At 62.6% G+C, this 20778-nt stretch carries 21 protein-coding genes and 1 pseudogene; 14 read left to right on the top strand and 8 right to left on the bottom strand.

Features of this window, described 5'->3' with window-relative positions:
• Positions 1 to 115: 115 nt before the first annotated feature.
• Positions 116 to 1333: an IS256 family transposase gene (locus GKC28_RS08355; RefSeq protein ID WP_174146439.1), complete on the top strand. Its 1218-nt coding sequence runs from the start codon at positions 116 to 118 to the stop codon at positions 1331 to 1333.
• Between the two features lie 69 nt (positions 1334 to 1402).
• Positions 1403 to 1582: pseudogene (locus GKC28_RS08350) on the top strand (transposase); the annotation flags it as partial.
• Between the two features lie 42 nt (positions 1583 to 1624).
• Here GKC28_RS08350 and GKC28_RS08345 read toward each other — a convergent pair.
• Complete coding sequence (locus tag GKC28_RS08345; protein WP_254604186.1) at positions 1625 to 2371, bottom strand: helix-turn-helix domain-containing protein; 747 nt, start codon at positions 2369 to 2371, stop codon at positions 1625 to 1627.
• Between the two features lie 241 nt (positions 2372 to 2612).
• Here GKC28_RS08345 and GKC28_RS08340 point away from each other — a divergent pair, with 241 nt between their 5' ends.
• Entirely contained in the window at positions 2613 to 2963 is a 351-nt protein-coding gene (locus GKC28_RS08340) for a DUF6477 family protein (protein ID WP_174146438.1), read from the top strand.
• 15 nt (positions 2964 to 2978) lie between these two features.
• Here GKC28_RS08340 and GKC28_RS08335 read toward each other — a convergent pair whose 3' ends face one another.
• The gene (locus GKC28_RS08335) at positions 2979 to 4526 is read right to left on the bottom strand and encodes a trimethylamine methyltransferase family protein (RefSeq protein WP_174146437.1); all 1548 of its coding nucleotides are present in this window, start codon (positions 4524 to 4526) and stop codon (positions 2979 to 2981) included.
• Positions 4527 to 4769: 243 nt separating this feature from the next.
• Between GKC28_RS08335 and guaA the strand changes: the two genes are divergently transcribed.
• From guaA to GKC28_RS08285, 10 genes are all read left to right on the top strand, one after another.
• The gene (guaA, locus tag GKC28_RS08330; protein WP_174146436.1) at positions 4770 to 6338 is read left to right on the top strand and encodes a glutamine-hydrolyzing GMP synthase; all 1569 of its coding nucleotides are present in this window, start codon (positions 4770 to 4772) and stop codon (positions 6336 to 6338) included.
• A gap of 118 nt (positions 6339 to 6456) precedes the next feature.
• Positions 6457 to 7965, top strand: a complete 1509-nt coding sequence (locus tag GKC28_RS08325) for a hypothetical protein (protein WP_174146435.1) — start codon at positions 6457 to 6459, stop codon at positions 7963 to 7965.
• A gap of 99 nt (positions 7966 to 8064) precedes the next feature.
• Positions 8065 to 8949 carry a DMT family transporter gene (locus GKC28_RS08320; protein ID WP_174146434.1) on the top strand — a complete coding sequence of 295 codons (885 nt, stop codon included), beginning with the start codon at positions 8065 to 8067 and terminating at the stop codon, positions 8947 to 8949.
• 103 nt (positions 8950 to 9052) lie between these two features.
• Positions 9053 to 10171, top strand: a complete 1119-nt coding sequence (locus tag GKC28_RS08315; protein ID WP_174146433.1) for an OmpP1/FadL family transporter — start codon at positions 9053 to 9055, stop codon at positions 10169 to 10171.
• A 105-nt stretch (positions 10172 to 10276) separates the two neighbouring features.
• Complete coding sequence (locus GKC28_RS08310) at positions 10277 to 11191, top strand: DMT family transporter (protein ID WP_174146432.1); 915 nt, start codon at positions 10277 to 10279, stop codon at positions 11189 to 11191.
• 56 nt (positions 11192 to 11247) lie between these two features.
• A complete protein-coding gene (locus GKC28_RS08305) occupies positions 11248 to 12111 on the top strand; it encodes an ATPase (RefSeq protein ID WP_174146431.1) in 864 nt (287 codons plus the stop codon).
• A gap of 59 nt (positions 12112 to 12170) precedes the next feature.
• Positions 12171 to 13088, top strand: a complete 918-nt coding sequence (metA, locus tag GKC28_RS08300; RefSeq protein WP_174146430.1) for a homoserine O-succinyltransferase — start codon at positions 12171 to 12173, stop codon at positions 13086 to 13088.
• A complete protein-coding gene (locus tag GKC28_RS08295; protein WP_368041104.1) occupies positions 13063 to 14043 on the top strand; it encodes an alpha/beta fold hydrolase in 981 nt (326 codons plus the stop codon). Before metA ends, GKC28_RS08295 begins: the two co-directional genes overlap by 26 nt.
• Positions 14044 to 14102: 59 nt before the next feature.
• Positions 14103 to 14972, top strand: coding sequence for a polyphosphate kinase 2 (ppk2, locus tag GKC28_RS08290; protein WP_174146429.1), 870 nt, complete (start codon positions 14103 to 14105; stop codon positions 14970 to 14972).
• On the top strand, positions 14965 to 15582 hold the full coding sequence (locus GKC28_RS08285; protein ID WP_174146428.1) for a TetR/AcrR family transcriptional regulator: 618 nt from the start codon (positions 14965 to 14967) through the stop codon (positions 15580 to 15582). The genes ppk2 and GKC28_RS08285 overlap by 8 nt, the downstream gene beginning before the upstream one ends.
• Positions 15583 to 15593: 11 nt before the next feature.
• Here the strand turns inward: GKC28_RS08285 and GKC28_RS08280 are convergent, their stop codons facing one another.
• From GKC28_RS08280 to GKC28_RS08255, 6 genes are all read right to left on the bottom strand, one after another.
• Positions 15594 to 16652 carry an adenylate/guanylate cyclase domain-containing protein gene (locus tag GKC28_RS08280; RefSeq protein ID WP_174146427.1) on the bottom strand — a complete coding sequence of 353 codons (1059 nt, stop codon included), beginning with the start codon at positions 16650 to 16652 and terminating at the stop codon, positions 15594 to 15596.
• A complete protein-coding gene (locus tag GKC28_RS08275) occupies positions 16649 to 17017 on the bottom strand; it encodes a group 1 truncated hemoglobin (protein WP_174146426.1) in 369 nt (122 codons plus the stop codon). The genes GKC28_RS08280 and GKC28_RS08275 overlap by 4 nt, the downstream gene beginning before the upstream one ends.
• A 126-nt stretch (positions 17018 to 17143) precedes the next feature.
• Entirely contained in the window at positions 17144 to 17755 is a 612-nt protein-coding gene (locus tag GKC28_RS08270) for a CatB-related O-acetyltransferase (protein WP_174146425.1), read from the bottom strand.
• A 154-nt stretch (positions 17756 to 17909) separates the two neighbouring features.
• Positions 17910 to 18395 carry a 30S ribosomal protein S9 gene (gene rpsI, locus GKC28_RS08265; protein WP_174146424.1) on the bottom strand — a complete coding sequence of 162 codons (486 nt, stop codon included), beginning with the start codon at positions 18393 to 18395 and terminating at the stop codon, positions 17910 to 17912.
• Positions 18396 to 18400: 5 nt separating this feature from the next.
• Positions 18401 to 18859 (bottom strand): 50S ribosomal protein L13, encoded by a 459-nt coding sequence (gene rplM, locus GKC28_RS08260; RefSeq protein WP_174146423.1) that lies wholly within the window; start codon positions 18857 to 18859, stop codon positions 18401 to 18403.
• 166 nt (positions 18860 to 19025) lie between these two features.
• Positions 19026 to 20429: a PLP-dependent aminotransferase family protein gene (locus tag GKC28_RS08255; protein ID WP_174146422.1), complete on the bottom strand. Its 1404-nt coding sequence runs from the start codon at positions 20427 to 20429 to the stop codon at positions 19026 to 19028.
• 96 nt (positions 20430 to 20525) lie between these two features.
• Between GKC28_RS08255 and GKC28_RS08250 the strand changes: the two genes are divergently transcribed.
• Positions 20526 to 20759, top strand: a complete 234-nt coding sequence (locus GKC28_RS08250; protein ID WP_174146421.1) for a DUF1127 domain-containing protein — start codon at positions 20526 to 20528, stop codon at positions 20757 to 20759.
• Positions 20760 to 20778 lie beyond the last annotated feature (19 nt).

The following is a 20778-nucleotide window of genomic DNA, read 5'->3' as shown; positions in this document are numbered from 1 at the left end:
GGTAGCGTCCCAACCCGTGGTGTAGGAGGCCGCGCGCGAAGCCATTGGCTTAGCGCAGCGCGCGGCCGGGCTGGCGGCCACCGCGCATCTTCGTAGTCTGAGGTTGTTGAAGCCGATGACAACGAAGGAGAGCACGATGACCGAGACCATGATCGACCTTCCGGGGGTGATCGCCAAGAGTGATGACGCGGATTTCTTGCGTGAGCTGATCCAGGACGCCGCACAGCGGCTGATGGACATCGAAGTATCTGCGCTTTGCGGAGCCGGGCATGGCGAGCGGACACCAGAGCGTGAGAACCAGCGTAACGGCTACCGATCGCGGCAGTGGGATACGCGCGCGGGCACGATCGGGCTGAACATCCCCAAGCTGCGCAAGGGCAGCTACTTCCCGGCGTTTCTGGAGCCACGCCGGACGGCCGAGAAGGCGCTGATGGCGGTGATCCAGGAAGCTTACATTCAAGGAGTCTCCACGCGCGCCGTCGACGACCTGGTGCGCGCCATGGGTCTGGCCGGCACGTCGAAGAGCCAAGTGTCGCGGCTCTGCGGGGAGATCGACGAGCGCGTGCAGGCGTTCCTGAACCGGCCGCTGGAGGGCGATTGGCCCTTCCTCTGGCTCGACGCCACCTACGTGAAGCTGCGCGAGGGCGGGCGGATCGTGTCCATGGCGGTGATAGTGGCCGTGGCGGTCAACACCGACGGGCGGCGCGAGATCCTCGGGATCACCGTCATGCCTTCCGAGGCCGAGGCGTTCTGGGCCGACTTTTTGCGTTCGCTCACCCGACGAGGCCTGCGCGGAGTTCAACTTGTGATCAGCGACGCCCACGAGGGCCTGAAGGCCGCTGCCCGCAAGGTTCTGGGAGCTGGATGGCAGCGCTGTCGCGTGCATTTCCAGCGCAACCTTTTGGCCCGGGTGAACAAGACCAACAAGCCGGTGGTCAGCGCCGTGGTGAAGACCGTCTTCGCAGAGAAGGACCGCGATCAGGCCCATGCCCGCTGGCGGGAGGTCGCCGACAGCCTGCGTGACCGGTTCAGGGATGTCGCCGAGCTCATGGACGAGGCAGAGCACGACGTTCTCGCCTACATGGCCTACGACGAGAGCCTGCGCTCGAAGTTGCACAGCACGAACCCTTTGGAGCGCGTCAACAAGGAGATCAAACGGCGCACCAACGTCGTCGGGATCTTCCCGAACCGCGCGGCTGTCGTCCGGCTCGTCGGCGCCCTCATGCTGGAACAAAATGATGAGTGGACCGTCTCGCGCCGCTACATGCCGGTGGAAAAGCTGACTGACGTGTGCAACGATCCCGATACGGCGAAGATGGTCGCCGCCCAGTGAACGAGCAACACCAGCCATGAAGAAGCAGGTGGACGCCAGTTCCTACACCATCTCCCGGGGCACTACCNCAAACGGCGCACCAACGTCGTCGGGATCTTCCCGAACCGCGCGGCTGTCGTCCGGCTCGTCGGCGCCCTCATGCTGGAACAAAATGATGAGTGGACCGTCTCGCGCCGCTACATGCCGGTGGAAAAGCTGACTGACGTGTGCAACGATCCCGATACGGCGAAGATGGTCGCCGCCCAGTGAACGAGCAACACCAGCCATGAAGAAGCAGGTGGACGCCAGTTCCTACACCATCTCCCGGGGCACTACCCGCACCATCGGCTGGGTAAGGAAGGATTTGCCATCCTTGTCGGACAGCCTTGCCAGCATCTCCAGCGGGGTTTCCGCGCCGCCATAGCGGGACTTGCGGCCGCCCCCTGCGGCCTCGCCCGGATCTGGCGCCTCGAACGCCGCCTGTGCCTCGCAAAAACCGCCCTCCAGCCGGGCGCGGGCGCGGTTCTCCTGGTCGGCGATGATCCGGTTCAGCGCCGCGCGCCCGGCCGCAGTGATCGAATATCGGCTGATCCGCCCCTTGCGCGAGCAGGCAATCCAGCCGGTAAGCGCCAGCGCCCCCGCCAGGGGCCGCGACACCGCTACCTTCTGGCAGTCGGCTTCGTGGCCTTCGCGCACCACCACGGCCATTTCCATGCCCTCGGCAGCGGCCAGAACCGCACCGCCCCGGCTGAGCAGGGTCAGCACGCTGGCTGCCTCCCGCTCGAATCCCGTCCTCAGGCTGCGGTTTGCGGCGGAGGGCTTTTCCTCCTGCCGGGGTTTCGCCGGGGCGGATTTATAGCGCCCGGCCAAATAGGTCAGCACCTCGTCTATCAGCGGGTCGTCCCGCAGGACCTCCACCCGCCGGACCTGCCGCAGAATGGTCGAGGGATGGCAGCCCGCCTTGCGGGCCAGCTGGCGGATCGGGCGGCCTGCCTCGGTGTGCTGAAGGTAGCGGCATGTTTCCAGCGGCACCCAGCCCGGAAAGGGTGCCCGTGTCATGTTTTGCATTCTTAACCCCCGGTTTTAAGCCAGGCTGCCGGGGCAGCCGCACTCAAAGGTGCCTGCGGCATGTCCCATTTCGCCCGGCCGAATCTGGACAAAAGCGCGGATCGAGCACCATTGTTTCCAGAAAAAGCATAATCATCACAAAACGGACCGTTCGCCGGTTTCCCCCTTTCCGCAACACCACCCTGGGTTGTGTTATAGCAGGGCCAGATCAGAGATAGGAAAGGAGACGATCATGCAGGATGTTTTCAGCCGCGTTTCGTTGCTCCGGCGCCCGAGGATCCTGGCGCGGGCGGCCCGGCTTGGCGCCCGGAACTATTGCCGCAAACGCGACCTGCGGCGGATTCTGGGCTATGGCGGCATACCGCGGCCTGCGGCAGCGGTGATGCGGCTCTTGGAGATGGAAGAGGGCCTGAATGCGTCACGCCAGGCCGGCGAAGCAGGATATTCGATGATCCGCCATGTGGATGTTCTGATCGCGCTGGCCAGTGAGGCGGCGTATCTGCGCACGCGCTGCAACGCAAAAACGGCGGTCCCGCGGGACCGCCGTTTTGCCGCGGCAGAGGGTGCGGCCCCCTGCCCCTGATTTTCGCCCTTGGCCTTACATGAAGGCGTCGGGCATGGAGGCTTTCTTCTCGGCCACGTATTCGTCCAGCGCCATTTTGACCGACGGATCCAGCGCCGGCTGCTCGTAGGTGGCCAGCAGTTTCTCAACCCGGCTTTCTGCCAGCGCGTAGGTGTCGCGGGCGCCTTCTTCTTCCCACTGTTCGAACGGTTTGTAGTCGAGCAGGTCGGATTTCCAGAAGGCCGATTTGAAGTTGGCCTGGGTGTGGCCGCAGCCGAGGTAGTGGCCGCCGGGGCCGACTTCGCGGATGGCATCCATCGCCTGGCCGTTCTCGTCCACGGCGATGCCCTTGGCAAGGCCGTGCAGTGCACCCAGCTGGTCGGCGTCCATCACGAACTTCTCGAAGTCGGCAACCAGGCCGCCCTCGAGCCAGCCGCAGGAGTGCAGCATGAAGTTCACGCCGGACATCAGGCCCATGTTGAGCGAGTTGGCGGTTTCATAGGCGGCCTGCGCATCCGGCAGCTTGGAGCCGCAGAAGGAACCGGCCGAGCGGAACGGAACGCCCAGGCGGCGGGCCAGCTGGCCTGCGCCGTAGGTGACCAGCGACGCTTCGGGGGTGCCGAAGGTTGGCGCGCCGGAGTTCATGTCGATCGAGGACACGAAGGCGCCGAAGATCGCGGGCGCGCCGGGGCGGCACAGCTGGTTGTAGGCGATACCGGCCAGAACCTCTGCCAGCACCTGCGTGAGGGTGCCTGCCACCGACACCGGCGCCATGGCGCCGCCGACGATGAACGGCGAGATGATGCAGGCCTGGTTGTTCTGAGCATAGACTTCCAGCGAGCCCATCATCACGTCGTCGAAGGTCATCGGCGAGTTGATGTTGGTGAGCGAGGTCATCACGGTGTTGTTCTGCACGAACTCCTTGCCGAACAGGATGCCGCACATGTCGACTGAGTCCTGGGCGCGGCTGGGTTCGGTGACGGAGCCCATGAACGGCTTGTCGCTGAGGGTCATATGCGCCATCAGCATGTCGAGGTGGCGCTTGTTCACCGGGATGTCGGTGGGTTCGCAGACGGTGCCGCCGGAGTGGTGCAGCCACTTGGACATATAGGCCAGTTTCACGAACTTGTTGAAGTCGTCCATGGTCGCATAGCGGCGGCCGCCGCTGCGGGTGCGCACGAAGGGCGGGCCGTAGACCGGTGCCAGAACCAGGTTGCGGCCGCCGATGACCACCGATTTCGCGGGGTTGCGGGCATGCTGGGTGAACTCGGCCGGTGCGGTTTCGCACAGCTTGCGGGCCAGGCCGCGGGGGATGCGCACGCGCTCGCCCTGGACGTCGGCACCGGCATCGCGCCAGCGCTGCAGCGCTGCCGGGTTGTCAACGAAATTGACGCCGACCTCTTCCAGGATCGTGTCCGCGTTGTACTCGATGATCTCCAGCGCTTCCTCGTTCAGGATCTCGAAGTTCGGAATGTTGCGCTCGATGTACTTGGCGGTCTCGATCTTGACGCTGGTGCGCTCGGCGCGGCGGGCGGCGCCGCCGCCGGAACCGCGGGCACGACGGCGCGGGGCTGCTTCTGTCATGGTTTATCCTCACCACAGGCATTTCATTGCGAAGGGTATTATAGCCAGTGCGCGCGCCGCCGCCGCAGGATTGCGGCCATTCAAGTTGAAAAGCGACATTGCCGGAGCATTTTCCACCGCGCCGGTGGACTTCGGCATACCTTCCGCGGGCCGGACGCCGGTCAGCCGTTAAATAGAGCACGTGTTCCTGCAGGGCGGCCAAACCCCCTTGCGGAAACCGCGTTCCTGCCCTATGGCGCGTGCATGACAGAGACATCCCATGACCGCCTTCTCATCATCGACTTTGGCAGCCAGGTCACGCAGCTGATTGCGCGCCGCCTGCGCGAGCTGAACGTCTATTGCGAAATCCACCCCTATCAGAATGTCACCATGGACTTTGTGCGCGAGCTGGCGCCCAAGGCGGTGATCTTCTCGGGCGGGCCTGACAGCGTGACCCGCGAGGGCAGCCCGCGGGCGCCGCAGGAGATTTTCGACTATGGCGTGCCGATCCTGGGCATCTGCTATGGCCAGCAGGTGATGATGCACCAGCTCGGCGGCAAGGTGGAAAGCGGCCACGGCACCGCCGAATTCGGCCGCGCCTTTGTGACCCCGACCGTTGACCGGCTGGAGCTGCTGGACGGCTGGTTTGCAAACGACGCCGACCGTGAGCAGGTCTGGATGTCGCATGGCGACCACGTTAGCAAGATCGCCCCGGGGTTCGAGGTCTACGGCACCTCCCCCAACGCGCCTTTTGCCATCACCGCCGATGTGTCGCGCAATTTCTATGCAGTTCAGTTCCACCCGGAGGTGCACCACACCCCGAACGGCGCCAAGCTCTATGAGAACTTCGTGCGTCTGGCCGGCTTCAGCGGCGACTGGACCATGGGCGCCTACCGCGAGCAGATGATCGAGAAGATCCGCGAGCAGGTCGGCGACAAGAAGGTGATTTGCGGCCTGTCCGGCGGTGTTGACTCCTCGGTTGCGGCGATCCTGATCCACGAGGCGATCGGCGACCAGCTGACCTGTGTGTTCGTGGACCACGGCCTGCTGCGCAAGAACGAGGCGGAAGAAGTCGTTTCGATGTTCCGCGACAATTACAACATCCAGCTGATCCACGCGGATGAAAGCGATCTGTTCCTGGGCGAGCTGGACGGGCAAAGCGACCCGGAAACCAAGCGCAAGATCATCGGCAAGCTGTTCATCGACGTGTTCCAGAAACACGCCGACACCATCGACGGCGCCGAATTCCTGGCGCAAGGCACCCTGTACCCGGATGTGATTGAATCGGTCTCCTTCTCGGGCGGGCCTTCGGTCACCATCAAGTCGCACCACAACGTCGGCGGACTGCCGGAGAAGATGGGCCTCAAGCTGGTCGAGCCGCTGCGCGAGCTGTTCAAGGACGAAGTCCGCGCCCTCGGCCGCGAGCTGGGCCTGCCGCAGAGCTTCATCGGCCGCCATCCCTTCCCCGGGCCGGGTCTGGCGATCCGCTGCCCCGGCGAGATCACCCGCGAGAAGCTGGAGATCCTGCGCGAGGCGGATGCGATCTACATCGACCAGATCCGCAAGCACGGTCTGTATGACGAGATCTGGCAGGCCTTCGTGGCGATTCTGCCGGTCCGCACCGTCGGCGTGATGGGCGACGGCCGCACTTATGACTACGCCTGTGCCCTGCGCGCGGTGACCTCTGTCGATGGCATGACCGCGGATTACTACCCCTTCAGCCACGAGTTCCTGGGCGAGACCGCCACAAGGATCATCAACGAGGTGAAGGGCATCAACCGCTGCACCTACGACATCACCTCGAAGCCTCCGGGCACCATCGAGTGGGAATGATCTGATTTCACAGAGCCCCGGCCAGTTTGGCCGGGGTTTTTCTTTTCGGCAGCGGATTAACCTCTCTGACAGGTGTCTTTGGAATATTGCCCAAAACACTTCAGGTCAGGAGAATCCCATGATCATTTGCCACCCGCTGAAACTCATCTTTATCAAGACCAAGAAGGTTGGTGGCACGTCGTTTGAAATTGCCTTGTCCAGCTTTTGCGACGGCACAAGCATCATCACTCCGATCTCTCCCGATGACGAAAAAAACCGTGCAGAATTGGGCTATCCTGGTGCGCAGAACCATCAGCGCCAGGTCTGGCCGGACGGCTCCGAAACAAGTGCCGGTTTCTACAACCACATCCCCGCCGCAGAGGCCCGGAAACTGATCCCGCAGGATATCTGGGACAGCTATACGAAGGTCACAATCTGGCGCGATCCCTTTGACGCCATAATCTCCCGCTATTACTGGGAAAAAGCTGATGCCGCCGGGATTCCCTTCGGACAGTTCGTGCAACGATTCCCCGGCATGCTGACTGAAAACACCCGGATTGCACCACTGGAGGGCCCCTCTGCCCCGGATGTTTTCCTGCGTTACGAACACCTGGAAGAAGATGTCGCCGCACTGGGCATCGACGGGCTGTGGGAGCGGTTTTCCAGCCTGAGGGCCAAAGGGGCGTTCCGCCCGAAATCCGGCACGGATCCCGCCACGCTCTTTGCACGGCATCCTGACGCCGCAGACATTGTGGCAAAGAAATGCGCCGCTGAGATCCGCAAGTTCGGCTATACGCGCCCGGGCGCTCCAGCGGCGGCTGCCGCCATACCGGAAAAACCCCGTACAAGCGACTTTATCTTCGCCCTGTCAGCCGGGCGTACCGGCACCGCCTGGCTGGCGCAGCTCCTGAAGGACAACCTGGAAATCAACTCTGTGCACGAGCCCATGGCGGTCGAGGATTTTGGTTCAGCAATGCCCGAAATCGGCCACATGCGCACATTCAACACCCGCGGTATGACGCCGAAGTTGCGGGACTTCTGGAACAGGAAACTGGACTCTCTGGAGGCCCCTTATGGTGAGTCCAATCACGCCTTGGGCAAATGCGGGCTGATCGAGGCACTGGCGGACAGCAGCATCTGCGACCGGACCACCGTGATCATCCTCCGCCGTGATCTGGCCAAGCAATGCGCAAGCTACGCGGGGCGCGGTGATTTCACCAATTTGACAGTAGTTTGGCAGTGGTACCTCGACGTGAGCTACGGCAACGTCATCGTCAATCCTGCTAACTTCCTGAAACTGGGCCAGATCGGCTGGGCGATCTGGTACGCGCTGGAGATGGAGGCACGCTATGCCTATTACCTGCTGAGGTACGGCCAAAAGATAAACTTTGTCACTGCCCGCCTTGAGGAGGCGACAACACCGAACGGCGCCGCCAAGCTGCTGGCGGACCTGGGGCATAGCGGCCCAGTGGTGCTGCCGGAGAAGAAGAATGCGACCAGCAACCCGGCTGATGCGGCCGGGGAACTGACGGCCGAGATCAGAACGCTGCTGAACCGGCTGAACTTCGACCCGGTGGCAGCGGCAGCCACCTACATCAAGTCTGGGCGCACGCTGGATGCGCAGGCAATGGGCCGCGCTGCGGCCTGAGACTTGCGGGCGGCCCGCCTTTTGACCGCCCCGCCGCGTTCTGCTTGACCCCGATGGGAAAATCCGCCTCTTCTCTCACCAGAAGAGCGGGGGGCAGGCATGACACAGGGCGAGACACGCGCGGGACTGGCAGCGCTGTGGATGGTTGGGGCCATTGTCTCCTTCTCCGCAATGGCGATTGCCGGGCGCGAGGCCGGGCTGACGCTGGATACCTTCGAGATCATGGCCTACCGCAGCCTGGTGGGGGTGGTGATCGTGGTTGCCATCCTGACCGCCGCGGGCCGCTGGCATCAGGTCCGGCGGCAGCGGCTGGGGGTGCATCTGCTGCGCAATACCTTCCACTTCACCGGGCAAAACCTGTGGTTCCTGGCAGTGACGCTGATTCCGCTTGCCCAGGTCTTCGCGCTGGAGTTCACCTCGCCCTTGTGGGTGATCATCCTGTCGCCGCTGCTTCTGGGCGAGGCGCTGACCCGGCGACGGATGCTGGCGGCTGCACTTGGCTTCAGCGGCATTCTGATCGTGGCGCGGCCCAGCCCGGACACGCTGAATATTGGCCTGGCCGCGGCGGCCAGCTGCGCCATTTTCTTTGCACTCACCGCGATTCTGACCAAACGGCTGACCCGGTATGAACACACCGCGTCGATCCTGTTCTGGCTGACGTCCATGCAGCTGGCGATGGGGCTGCTGGCGGCGGGATGGGACGGCGACATGGCGCTGCCGGATGCAACCACCCTGCCCTGGCTGGTGCTGATCGGCATTGCCGGGCTGACTGCGCATTTCTGCCTGACCACCGCCCTGTCGCTGGCGCCCGCCAGCGTGGTGGTGCCGGTGGATTTCGCCCGCCTGCCCGCCATCGCCATCCTGGGCATGGTGATCTATGGTGAGGCGCTGGATGCCTGGGTGTTGGGCGGAGCCGCTATCATTTGCTTTGCGAATTACCTCAACATAGTTGCAAGACAGCCCCACAGAACCCCTCAGAGCTGACTGAAACCGCCTAGTTGCCGCGCGGTTAATGTTGATTTGCTGAAATCCGCCCGATTACGTTCGCGTAAAGCGGCTCACCACGGCCGCAAATGAGGGAGGAACAATGAAACGCTATCTTGCAACTACGGCGGCTTTTGCGCTGGTATCCGGCTCTGCCATGGCAAGCGGTCTGGACCGCACCGGCCAGCCGATCGGGATCATCTTCGAAGAAGGCAACTATGCCGAGTTCTCGTTCGCCACAACCTCGGTAGACCTGTCGGGCAATGACCGCACGTCCCTGAACCCCTTAGGCTCTGCCACCGGCGATGTCGGTGAGCGTTTCAACATGTTCGGCGCCGGCTACAAGCGCGACATCAACGAACAGCTGTCGTTCGCCCTGATCTTCGATCAGCCCTGGGGGGTGGATGTGAATTATCCGACCACCGGCTCCCTGCTGCTTGGCGGCACAACCGCACAGGCGGATTCGAACGCGATCACTGCCCTGCTGCGCTACAAGTTCAATGAGCGCTTCAGTGTTCACGGCGGCCTGCGCTACCAGGAAATTGACGGTGAGATCAATCTTGCCGGCGGCGCATACACTGCAGCCATTCCCGGCGGCACCTACAATGTTAAAGTCGCCAAGGATGGCGCATTCGGCTGGGTGGCCGGTGTCGCCTATGAGATCCCCGACATCGCATTGCGCGTGGCACTGACCTACAGCTCTGAGATCGAGCATGATTTCGACCTGACGGAAACCTTTGCCGGCTTCCCGGCGGCGAACGGCACGTCTTCGACCAAGACCAAAACGCCGCAGTCCGTGAACCTGGACTTCCAAACCGGCATCGCGCAGGACACGCTGCTGTTCGGCGGCATCCGCTGGGCAGAGCACAGCGTGACCAATCTGGTTCCCGGGATCTTTGGCCGCGACCTGATCGACCTGGACGACTCGGTGACCTACACGCTGGGTGTCGGCCGCGCCTTCAACGAGAAATGGTCCGGTTCGGTGGCGCTGATCTATTCGGATTCGGACGGCGACAACCTGGTCTCGCCGCTGGCGCCGACCCACGGCTATGAGGCAATCCGCGTCGGCGTGCAGTACAAGCAGGACAACATGACCGTCTCTGCCGGTGTCCGTTACACCCAGCTGGGCGATGCGGTGGCCTCCCCTGGCGGCAACCCGGTCACAAACTTTCAGGACAACGACGCGGTCAGCTTCGGCCTGAAGGTCGGCTTCCACTTCTGATCCAGGCGCCAGCCGGACAGATTGCCCCGCCCCTTTCCGGGCGGGGTTTTCTTTTGCCGCAAGAAACGGGTCGCTCGACGCCCGCCCGCGCGCTACTTGGCGGGCATGAGCCCGCAGAAATCCATATCCCCCCGCGCCTGGGCCGAGCTGATCCTGCTCGGCGTGATCTGGGGCGGATCGTTCCTGTCGATCCGCATCGCCCTGGATGAAATCCCGGTTGTCACCCTGGTGCTGCACCGCTGCGGCTGGGCGGCGCTGTTCCTGTGGGCCGTTGTGCTGCTGATGCGGCTGCCGGTGCCCAAGGAGCCGCGGGTCTGGGGCGCCTTTCTGGTGATGGGGCTTTTGAACAACGTGATTCCCTTCGGGCTGATGGCCTGGGGGCAGCTGCATATCGAAACCGGGCTGACCTCGATCCTGAATGCGGCGACGGCGATTTTCGGGGTGATCGTGGCGGCCCTGGTGTTCGCTGACGAGCGGCTGACGGCGCGCAAGGCGCTGGGAGTGGGGTTTGGTTTCCTGGGCGTGGCGACGGCCATCGGGCTGGAGCAATTTGCCAATTTCGACATCCGCAGCACCGCGCAGCTGGCGGTTCTGGCGGGCACGGTTTCCTATGCCTTTGCCAGCGCCTGGGCGCGGCTGAAACTGTCCGGCCTGGCGCCGCAGGTGGCGGCGGCGGGGATGCTGAGCGGCTCCACCCTGTGCCTGGTGCCGGCCGCGCTGCTGATTGACGGCGCGCCTGCGCTGGCGCTGGAGACTGGCACCTGGATCTCCATCGCCTATTTCTCGCTGATTGCCACGGCCGGGGCCTATCTGCTGTATTACCGGGTGCTGGGGCTGGCGGGCAGCGGCAATCTGATGCTGGTCACGCTGATCATCCCGCCGGTCGCCATCGTGCTGGGCGCATGGGTGCTGGGCGAAGCGCTGAAGCCGCAGGCCTATGCAGGCTTTGCCCTGCTGGCGGCTGGGCTGGCGGTCCTGAACGGCAAGCCCAGCTTGCGGCGCAAGCGCGCACGGAATTGACCCAGCCCGCGCAGACGATTAGCAAGGCCTGAAACCTTCAGGGACTTGGAACTTCCATGCTTTACTCTTCCGCACAGGACTGGCGCGACGCCCCCAGCAAACGGGTGCTGTTCTTTGGCATGTCCGGGCTTGGCAAAACCTATGTCAGCAACGTCCTGCGCGGGGCCGGCAGCTGGTTCCACTATTCCATCGATTACCGCATCGGCACCCGCTACATGGGCGAATACATCGCCGACAATGCCAAGGCCGAGGCGATGAAAGTGCCGTTCCTGCGCGAGCTGCTGCTGACGGATTCGATCTTCATCGGCTCCAACATCACGTTTGAGAATCTGCGCCCGGTCTCTGCCTATCTGGGCAAGCCCGGCGATACCGCCAAGGGCGGGCTGCCGATTACCGAATACAAGCGGCGGCAGGAGCAGTTCCGGGTTGCCGAGATCCGCGCGCTGCTGGACACCGAGTATTTCGCGGACCGGGCGCAGCAGCTCTATGGCTACCCGAATTTCATCTGCGACACCGGCGGGTCGATCTGTGAATGGGTTGAGGCCAACGACCCGAACGACCAGCTCCTGTCGGAGCTCAGCAAGCACACGCTGATGGTCTGGATCAAGGGCAGCGAGGCGCACACCGCAGAGCTGGTGCGCCGCTTTGACCGGGCGCCCAAGCCGATGTCCTACCAGCCGGAGTTCCTGAACCGGGTCTGGCAAGAGTATCTTGACAAAAACGGGGTATCCGAAGCGGATGTTGACCCCGATGCCTTTATCCGCTGGACCTATGCCCAGGCGCTGGCGCACCGCCAGCCGCGCTATCAGGCGATGGCGGACAACTGGGGCGTGACCGTAACCGCCGACCAGATTTCGGCCGTCAAGGATGAGGCCGGTTTCGTGGATTTGATCACCTCGGCCCTTGAGGCCCGCGGCTAACCGGCTTATCTGACAACCTCCGCTATATCGCACAACTTTCCGCAAATCAGGATACTGACATGCCCATCAAGATCCCCGCAGACCTGCCCGCCTATGACGTTCTGACGAACGAAGGCGTGATGGTCATGTCGCCGGATCAGGCGGCGCGTCAGGACATCCGGGCCTTGCGCATCGGGCTGCTCAATCTAATGCCCAAGAAGATCCAGACCGAAAACCAGTTTGCCCGGCTGATCGGGGCGACGCCGTTGCAGATTGAGCTGAGCCTGATCCGGATGACCGAGCATCAGACCAAGAACACCGCGGCTGAGCACATGGAGGAGTTCTACCACTCCTTCCAGGAAGTGAAGCACGAGAAGTTCGACGGGCTGATCATCACCGGCGCGCCGATCGAGCACCTGGAGTTTCCGGAAGTCACCTATTGGGACGAAATGCAGGAGGTCTTCGAGTGGACCCAGACCAACGTGCATTCGACCTTTGGCGTCTGCTGGGGCGGCATGGCGATGATCAACCATTTCCATGGCGTGAAGAAGCACATGCTGGACCACAAGGCGTTCGGCTGCTTCCGGCATCAGAACCTGGAGCCGGCCTCGCCGTACCTGCGCGGGTTCTCGGATGATTTCGTGATTCCGGTCAGCCGCTGGACCGAGATGAAGCAGGCGGAGGTCGACGCTGCCGAAGGATTGAAGACGCTGCTGGGCAGCGACGAGGTCGGCCCCTGCCTGATCGAAGACAAGGCGCACCGGGCGCTCTATATCTTCAATCACTTCGAATACGACAGCGATACGCTGAAGCAGGAATACGACCGCGACGTGGCAAACGGCACCCCGATCAACGTGCCGGGCAACTACTATCCGGACAACGATCCCAGCCGCCAGCCGCAGAACCGCTGGCGCAGCCACGCGCATCTTCTGTACGGCAACTGGATCAATGAGATCTATCAGACGACACCATATGACCTGGATGAGATCGGCCGCTAGAATGCTGGTCTGGGCGGGCCTTGCAGCCGCGGCAGGGGCTGCCCTCACCCTCTGGCAAGCGGGCCGGCGCGAGGCCGCGGCTGAGGCCCGCCATCCGCCGCAGGGGCAGGTTCTGGTGGTGGGGGCCCACCGCGTGCATGTGGTGGAGATGGGCCGGCCCAAGGGCAGCGCCCCGGATCTGGTGCTGCTCCACGGCTCCAGCGGCAATTCGCGCGACATGACTTTCCGCCTGGCGCCAGCGCTGGCGGAGGAGTTCCGCATCCTGATCTTCGACCGCCCGGGACTGGGCTATTCCAGCCCGCTGAACGGCAGCGGCGCCACCATCCGCCAGCAGGCAGACCTGCTGCGCCAGGCCGCGGCGCAGATGGGGGCGGAAAAACCAGTGGTACTGGGGCAAAGCTACGGCGGCGCGGTGGCACTGGCCTGGGCGGTGGATCATCCCGGAAGCGTCTCGGCCCTGGTCTCGGTATCCGGGGTGGCCTACCCTTGGACCACGCCGCTGGATCCGCTCTACCGTGTGACCTCCTCGCGCTTTGGCAGCATGGTGGCGGTGCCCCTACTAGCAGCTTATGTGCCTGATTTCGTGGTCAGCCGCTCCTTGCAGGAGATCTTCGCGCCGCAGGCGGTGCCCGAGGGGTACGAAGAGCACTTCGGCACCGGCCTGTCGTTGCGGCGCGGCTCCCTGCGGGCCAATGCCCGGCAGCGGGCGAACCTGCTGGAGGAAGTGACCGAGCTTTCCCGGCACTATGGCGGCATCACGGTGCCGCTGGAGGTGATCCACGGCAGCGCCGACGATCTTGTCAGCCCCGTGCTGCATGCCGAGGGGCTGGCGCAGACTGTGGACAGCGCAAAGCTGACCCTGCTGGAGGGGATCGGGCATATGCCGCAACATGTGGCCACGGAAGATGTCGCCGATGTCGTCCGCCGGGCAGCGGGCCGCGCAAATTTGCGTTAAAGCGATTCACATTCCATACTTCCTTCCCATATAAGGGGTTGAGGACAGGAGGGTTTTACATGCAGCTGCCATTTGATGGCGCGATCAGCGCATATTTCGAAAGCGGCGCTCCGAAGGACATCCGGACGGCCATTGAGAAGGCCGGCAAGGATGGCATCCTGAACCCCTCCTATCCGCATGCCGAGCGGATAAGCCGCAAAGAGTATGAGAAAGAGATCAAGGCGCTGCAGATCGAACTGGTCAAGCTGCAGGCCTGGGTCAAGGCAACGGGGCAGCGGATCGCCATAGTCTTCGAAGGCCGAGATGCAGCCGGCAAGGGCGGCACTATCAAGCGGTTCCGCGAGAACCTGAACCCGCGCGGCGCCCGGGTGGTTGCGCTGCCAAAACCCACCGAGGCCGAGCAGAGCCAATGGTATTTCCAGCGCTACATCGAACACCTGCCCGCGGGCGGGGAAATCGTTTTCTTTGACCGCAGCTGGTACAACCGCGGGGTGGTCGAAAAGGTGTTCGGCTTTTGCACCGACGCGCAGCGCGAGCGGTTCTTTCACCAGGTCAGCGGCTTTGAACGGGCCCTGGTGGACGACGGCATCAGATTGTTCAAGCTGTGGCTGAATGTCGGCCGGGCAGAGCAGTTGCGCCGCTTCATGGCGCGGGAATCCGACCCGCTGAAGCACTGGAAGCTGAGCCCGATTGATGTTCAGGGCCTGGCGAAATGGCACGAGTACACCGCGGCGATTTCCGAAACTTTCGAACGCAGTCACAGCGAAGACGCCCCCTGGACCGTGGTGCGCTCCGATGACAAGAGGCGCGCGCGGCTGCAGTCGATACGTTCGGTGCTGATGAACATTGATTACGCCGAGAAAGATGCGATGGCAGTCGGCAGGACCGACGGTTCAATTTGCGGAGGCCCGGATATCTGGGATGCCTAAACGCGGTTATCATCACGGCAATTTGCGCCAGGCGCTGGTCGAAGCCGCTCTGCAGCTGATCGAGGCCAAGGGGCCGACCGGATTCACCCTGTCGGAAGCGGCGAAGCAGGCAGGTGTCACCCCGGCGGCGGTCTACCGCCATTTCGAAGGCCGCGAGGACCTGATCGCGGAAGCTTCCCGCCAGGGCTATGTGATGTTTGCCGATCTGATGCAGCATGCCTATGACAAGTATCAGCCCTCGGCGCTGGCCGCTTTTGAGGCCACGGGGCGGGCCTATCTGGCCTTTGCCCGCAAGCACCCTGGCCATTACATCGCCATGTTCGAAAGCGGCATTTCGGTGAACCGCACGCCCGAACTGTCAGATGCTGCCGCCCGGGCGCGCGCCATTCTGGAACGCGCGGCGGCAGACCTCAGCCAGCATATCCCGGCAGAGAAACGCCCGCCCGCCTCGATGTTCTCGGCGCATGTGCTGGCGATGAGCCACGGGGTGGTGGAGCTGTATGCACGCAATTCCCCCGGTGCGGCCTCGCCGTTCCCGCCGGAGGATCTGCTGGAAAGCGGGATCGGGATTTATCTGCGCGGTTTGGGGCTGATTGAACCGGACAGCTAGCGGGCTGACACCTAAAAGCGGCTGCTCGGCTGCGGTGCGCTCAACTCATCGCCGACATTGACCAGATGCACCTCACCGATGCCCTTGATGTCCTCCGGGCCGATGTCGGTGACATGGAATTCCTCTGACAAGGCATCCTTCATTTCCTCTGGCGCGACAATTTTCATCGGGTTGGCAAAGACCTGCAAGCGGGAGGCGAGATTCACCGCCGGTCCGAAGACGTCATAGACGTACTTCTGGATACCAACCACAGACCCGACGGCAGAGCCGGTTCCAAGGCCGATCCGCGCCTCCCATTTGTGCTGGTGGCTCTGGTTGCGCCGGTCCAGATAGCGCAGGAATCGGGTGGCGCAATGGGCCACCGCAGTGGCGTGATCCGGCGCCGGTTCCGGCATCCCCGATACAGCGAGATAGGCGTCGCCAATGGTCTTGATCCGCTCGCAGCCGTATTGCTCAACGATGCGGTCGAAGGCGGTGAAGATGTCGTTCAATTCGCCCAGAGTGACGGTCGGGTCGGTGCGGGAGGCGAAGTCGGTGAAGTTCACGAAATCCAGCATCACCACCGACACCTTGGGGTAGAGCTGCGGGGTGACCACGCCGAAAGTCTTGAACTCCTCGTAAACGGAGCGCGGCATCAGGTTGAGCAGCAGGCGCTCCACCCGCTCCTTCTCACGCTCCAGCTCGCGGGTGTTGCGCTCCACCATGGTGGAGTAGCTGTCGATCATGCTCTCCAGTTCGCGGATACGGGTGATGTTCTGGCATTCCACCACCAGCAGCGCCTCATTCCGGTGGCTGGCCTGGGAGATGTTGATGGCAAAGACCAAAGTGCGGCGTTTGCGCTTGATCTTCAGCTCCGCGGAATAGCGCAATCCGTCATCGCAAAGTGCGTTCAGGTCCTCCAGGCTGAGCCCGTCCATGGCGTCGGTCAGCGATGCGCTTTCGCCCGGTGTCCCGAACCACTCCGCAAATGGCTGATTATGAAAGACAAACCCCAGGTCAGAGGCGCGCACCACAGCCACTCCGACGCCAATGGCACGCAACAGCTGCTCATTGATTGCGGCGATGCTCATGCCGCTTCCCGGGTGACGATGATATTGCGTTTGCTTTCAATGGCGTGAAGGGTGGTGCGGATGTCCGGCTCTGACAGACCATGCCGTGCCAGCGCTTCTTTCAGTAGCGCGCCCATTTCGTCGAAATCTTCATGGGTTATGCCCAAGGCCTTGTGCACCGCTTCCAGACGCTCGTCGCTGAAGGAGGCCGGGCCGCCCAGGAGCGAGGAAATGAACTTGGTCTGGTGGTCAATGAGCCGCGCCATGTCCACATCGGCGAAGTAATCGCCGATCTGATCAGAATCCAGTGCCAACTCGTAGAAGGTCATCACAACCCGGCTGATGGCACTGAACCCGCCGTATTTCTCGTAGATCGTTTGCGGCATGGCAGCTGTCCCCCAACAGGAAGCGGTCTGCCCATGTTACGCCAATTTTGTAAAAAAGTTAACGCCCGGGGGCCGCCCGGCCGGAAATCAGCCGGTATAACGGTGGAGCTTCATGGCCCTCCGCGGTCAGGCCGCGCTTTCATCAGAGAAGGTCACCAGATCGCTGACAATGCATTGCAAACCCTCGATCAGGTCCAGCGTGGGCTGTGCGGACAGCAGCGGTGCCATTTCCTGGATCAGCGGAAGCGGCAGATCCCACCAGCGCAGCGCCTGCAGATTTTTGCAAACCGCGTCGTCAAAGCGCTTGCGCACAAGCTGCGCCGGGTTGCCGGCCCAGACCTCATATGCCCCCACATCGCCGGTCACGGTGGCATTGGGGCTGATGACGGCGCCGTCGCCGATTGTCACCCCGCCAAGCAGGGTTGCGTTGGCACCGATCCAGACATCGTTGCCGATCACCACATCCCGTCCGCACTGCTGCGGCGCATGTGTTTCAGCACCGCCCAGATGCTCCGTAAAGACTTCGCCAAAGGGGAAGGCCGTGATCCGGTCCAGCGTCGGGGACTGATCCAGCATCACCCGCACGCCCCGGCTGATTGAGCAGAAGGAGCCAATCGCCACATTTGCACCGCCGCCCTGCCCCTCAATCTCCATGTCTTCATAGCCATGGGTAAACCGGCCGATGTCCAGCTTGCCGTTGCCGATCGGGGCAGTCTTGAAGAGTTCCGGTGATGCCATTGTTTTTCCTGCCTTCCGTTGCCCATTCCAGAAATTCGGGGCCAGCCTAGAAAAACTTTCTAAAAGAAGCCTGAAAGATTTCCCGAAAGCCGCGAAGGCAAAAACAGAAAGGGCCCGCCAGAGGCGAGCCCTTCCAAAACCATATGGTCCCAGCTTAACGCTTGGAGAACTGGAACGAACGGCGGGCTTTGGCCTTGCCGTATTTCTTACGTTCCACAACGCGGCTGTCGCGGGTCAGGAAGCCGGCCGCTTTCAGCGCGCCGCGCAGCGACGGATCGTACAGCTGCAGAGCTTTGGAGATGCCGTGCTTGACCGCACCGGCCTGACCGGACAGGCCGCCGCCCTTGACGGTGGCGTAGACGTCGAACTGGTCTTCAACGCCGGCAACCGTGAACGGCTGGCGCAGGATCATCTGCAGCACCGGACGGGCGAAGTACTTGTTGATTTCCTTGCCGTTCACTTCGACCTTGCCGGAGCCCGGCTTGATCCAGACGCGGGCAACAGCGTCCTTACGCTTGCCGGTGGCATAGGAGCGGCCCAGTTCGTCACGAACCGGCTCACGCGCGATGGTTTCTTCAGCCACTGCTTCCGCACCGGTTGCAGCTGCGAGCTCTTCAAGAGTGTTGATCTGATCAGCCATCGGTATCAGCTCCGGGTGTTTTTCTTGTTCATGGATTTGACGTCCAGAACTTCAGGTGCCTGGGCTTCATGCGGGTGCTCGGCACCGGCATAGATACGCAGGTTGGTCATCTGCTGGCGCGACAGGCGGTTGCCCGGCAGCATGCGCTTGACAGCCTGGAACACGACGCGCTCCGGATGTGCACCTTCCAGGATTTCCTGCTTGGTGCGCGACTTGATGCCGCCCGGGTGGCCGGTGTGCCAGTAGAAGTGCTCGTCGCGCTTCTTGCCGGTCATCTGCACCTTGTCGGCGTTGATGATGATGACGTTGTCGCCCATGTCCATATGCGGAGTGAAGGACGCTTTGTGCTTGCCACGCAGGCGCATGGCAACGATCGAGGCAAGACGGCCCAGAACAACGCCCTCGGCGTCGATCAGGATCCACTTCTTCTCGATATCTGCCGGAGTAGCAGAGAAGGTTTTCATGGCAGGTCAATCCTGTTTGTCGTGAAGGCAGAATCCCATAGGTCTTCGGCCTGAATTCGATGGTCGGGGTTTACGGGCTTCCCAAACCCCAGTCAACACCAGCAAACAAGAATAAACCAATATAAATCAATAAGTTAAAAAATAGGTATAGTAATACCCCACAAAATCACACGCTGATCTGCTCCGGCGGGTTGTCCAGCAGGGCGCGCAGGCGCAGCATAGCCTCCTCAAACTGTTTCAGCGGCACATGCGCGTTGATGGCAATGCGCACCGCATGGGGTGCGCGACCGTCGCGCAGAGCGAACTCATCTGCCGAGCGGATCTGCACCCCGTTGGCCTCCGCCGCGCGGGTAAAGGCGGCGGCGCGCCAGCCGGACGGCAGTTTCAGCCATAGGAACGGCACCTCAGGGTTCCAGGTCAGGTCGAAGCCGCCAAGCGCATTGACCGCCACCCGCACGTAGCGGGCCATTTCGTTGTGCACCGCCTTCACCAGACCCGGCAGGCGCGGATCGGTCAGCAGGATCCGCACCAGTTCCGCCAGCGGCTGCGCCAGACCGAAATAGCCGTATTCCGCCACCCGCCGCAGGTCTGCCGCCCGCCCCTCCGGAGCAAGGGCAAAACCGACGCGCAGGGCCGGCGTCAGGATCTTGGAGATCGAGGAGACATGCCAGGCCAGCTCCGGCGCCAGAGAACGGTAGCTGGGGGCGCGTGACTCGCCGAGGCGGTAGCAGTCGTCCTCGACAATCTGCACCCCGTGGCGGCGGGCGATGCGGACAATCTCCTTGCGCCGTTCCAGCGGGGTGAACAGCCCGGTGGGATTATGGACCTCCGGACTGGTGCAGATGACAGAGGCGCCGGACTTGCGGATTGCCAGCTCCATCGCATCCGGGCGGAGGCCGTGTTCATCCATGGCGACCTCAACCACCTGCGCCCTGAGCAGCTCCGCCGCGCGGCGGAAGCCGGCATAGGTCAGGTCCTCCACCATGATCACCGGCTGCTGGCCTTGCAGGATGGCCTGGAGAACCACCATGATTCCATTCTGACCGCCATGGGTCAGGACCACGTCCCGTTCGCTGACCGGGCCAACCGGCGCCTTGGCAATCCAATCCGCAGCGGCCTGGCGTACCGGCTTATATGCATCACGGGTCGGGTAGTTCAGGAAATTCCGCGCCTGACCCTCGGCTACCTTGTGCAGCGCCTCGCGCACCGCAGCCACCTGCCCCATGTCGGCAATCCGCGGGCTGAACAGGCTGACATGGCCGGGATCGCGCGCCTCCAGCAGATGCAGTTCCCGCGACCATACGTCATCGGGCACCGGCTTCTTCTTTTCGGCTACGAAAGTGCCGCGCCCGACTTCAGCCTCCAGCACGCCCTCATCGGTCAGAATGCTGTAAGCGCGGGCGACAGTGCCGGGTGTGATGCTCAACTGATACGCGAGATCACGCACCGGCGGCAGCTTTGTACCAATTTTCAAGCTACCCAATTCAACAGCAGATCGGATTGTATCTGCGACCTTTTTGTACTTGGGACCTTTTGTCTCACCCAGGGCTTGCGGCCAAATTGTACCCATTACAATCCATCCTTGGACAATGTTGCACCCCCTTTGTATCAAAACATCACGACAAATCAACAGGATTGTATCAACACAATACGAAGGAAGCCTCCCATGGCACAGCATACGCAAATGGCACAATCGCACATGTCCTACCTGAACAGCCGCCCGGCCTTGCCGGTGCTGGCGCAGTGGGCCGTTTCCTTTGCCGTGCTGGTGACCAAGTGGAGCCTGCGCCATCGCACCCGAACCCATTTGAAACACCTGAGCGAGACGCAGCTGAAGGACATCGGGCTGAGCCGAGAGGACGCCCATTATGAAGCCACTCTTCCGTTCTGGCGCCCGTGATCCCCTGGGCAAAGGAACA

It is taken from the genome of Leisingera sp. ANG59 (assembly GCF_013317235.1).
Classification (GTDB): domain Bacteria; phylum Pseudomonadota; class Alphaproteobacteria; order Rhodobacterales; family Rhodobacteraceae; genus Leisingera.
The sequence above is the reverse complement of the archived record's forward strand: the minus strand, read 5'-3'. Positions and strand labels throughout refer to the sequence as shown.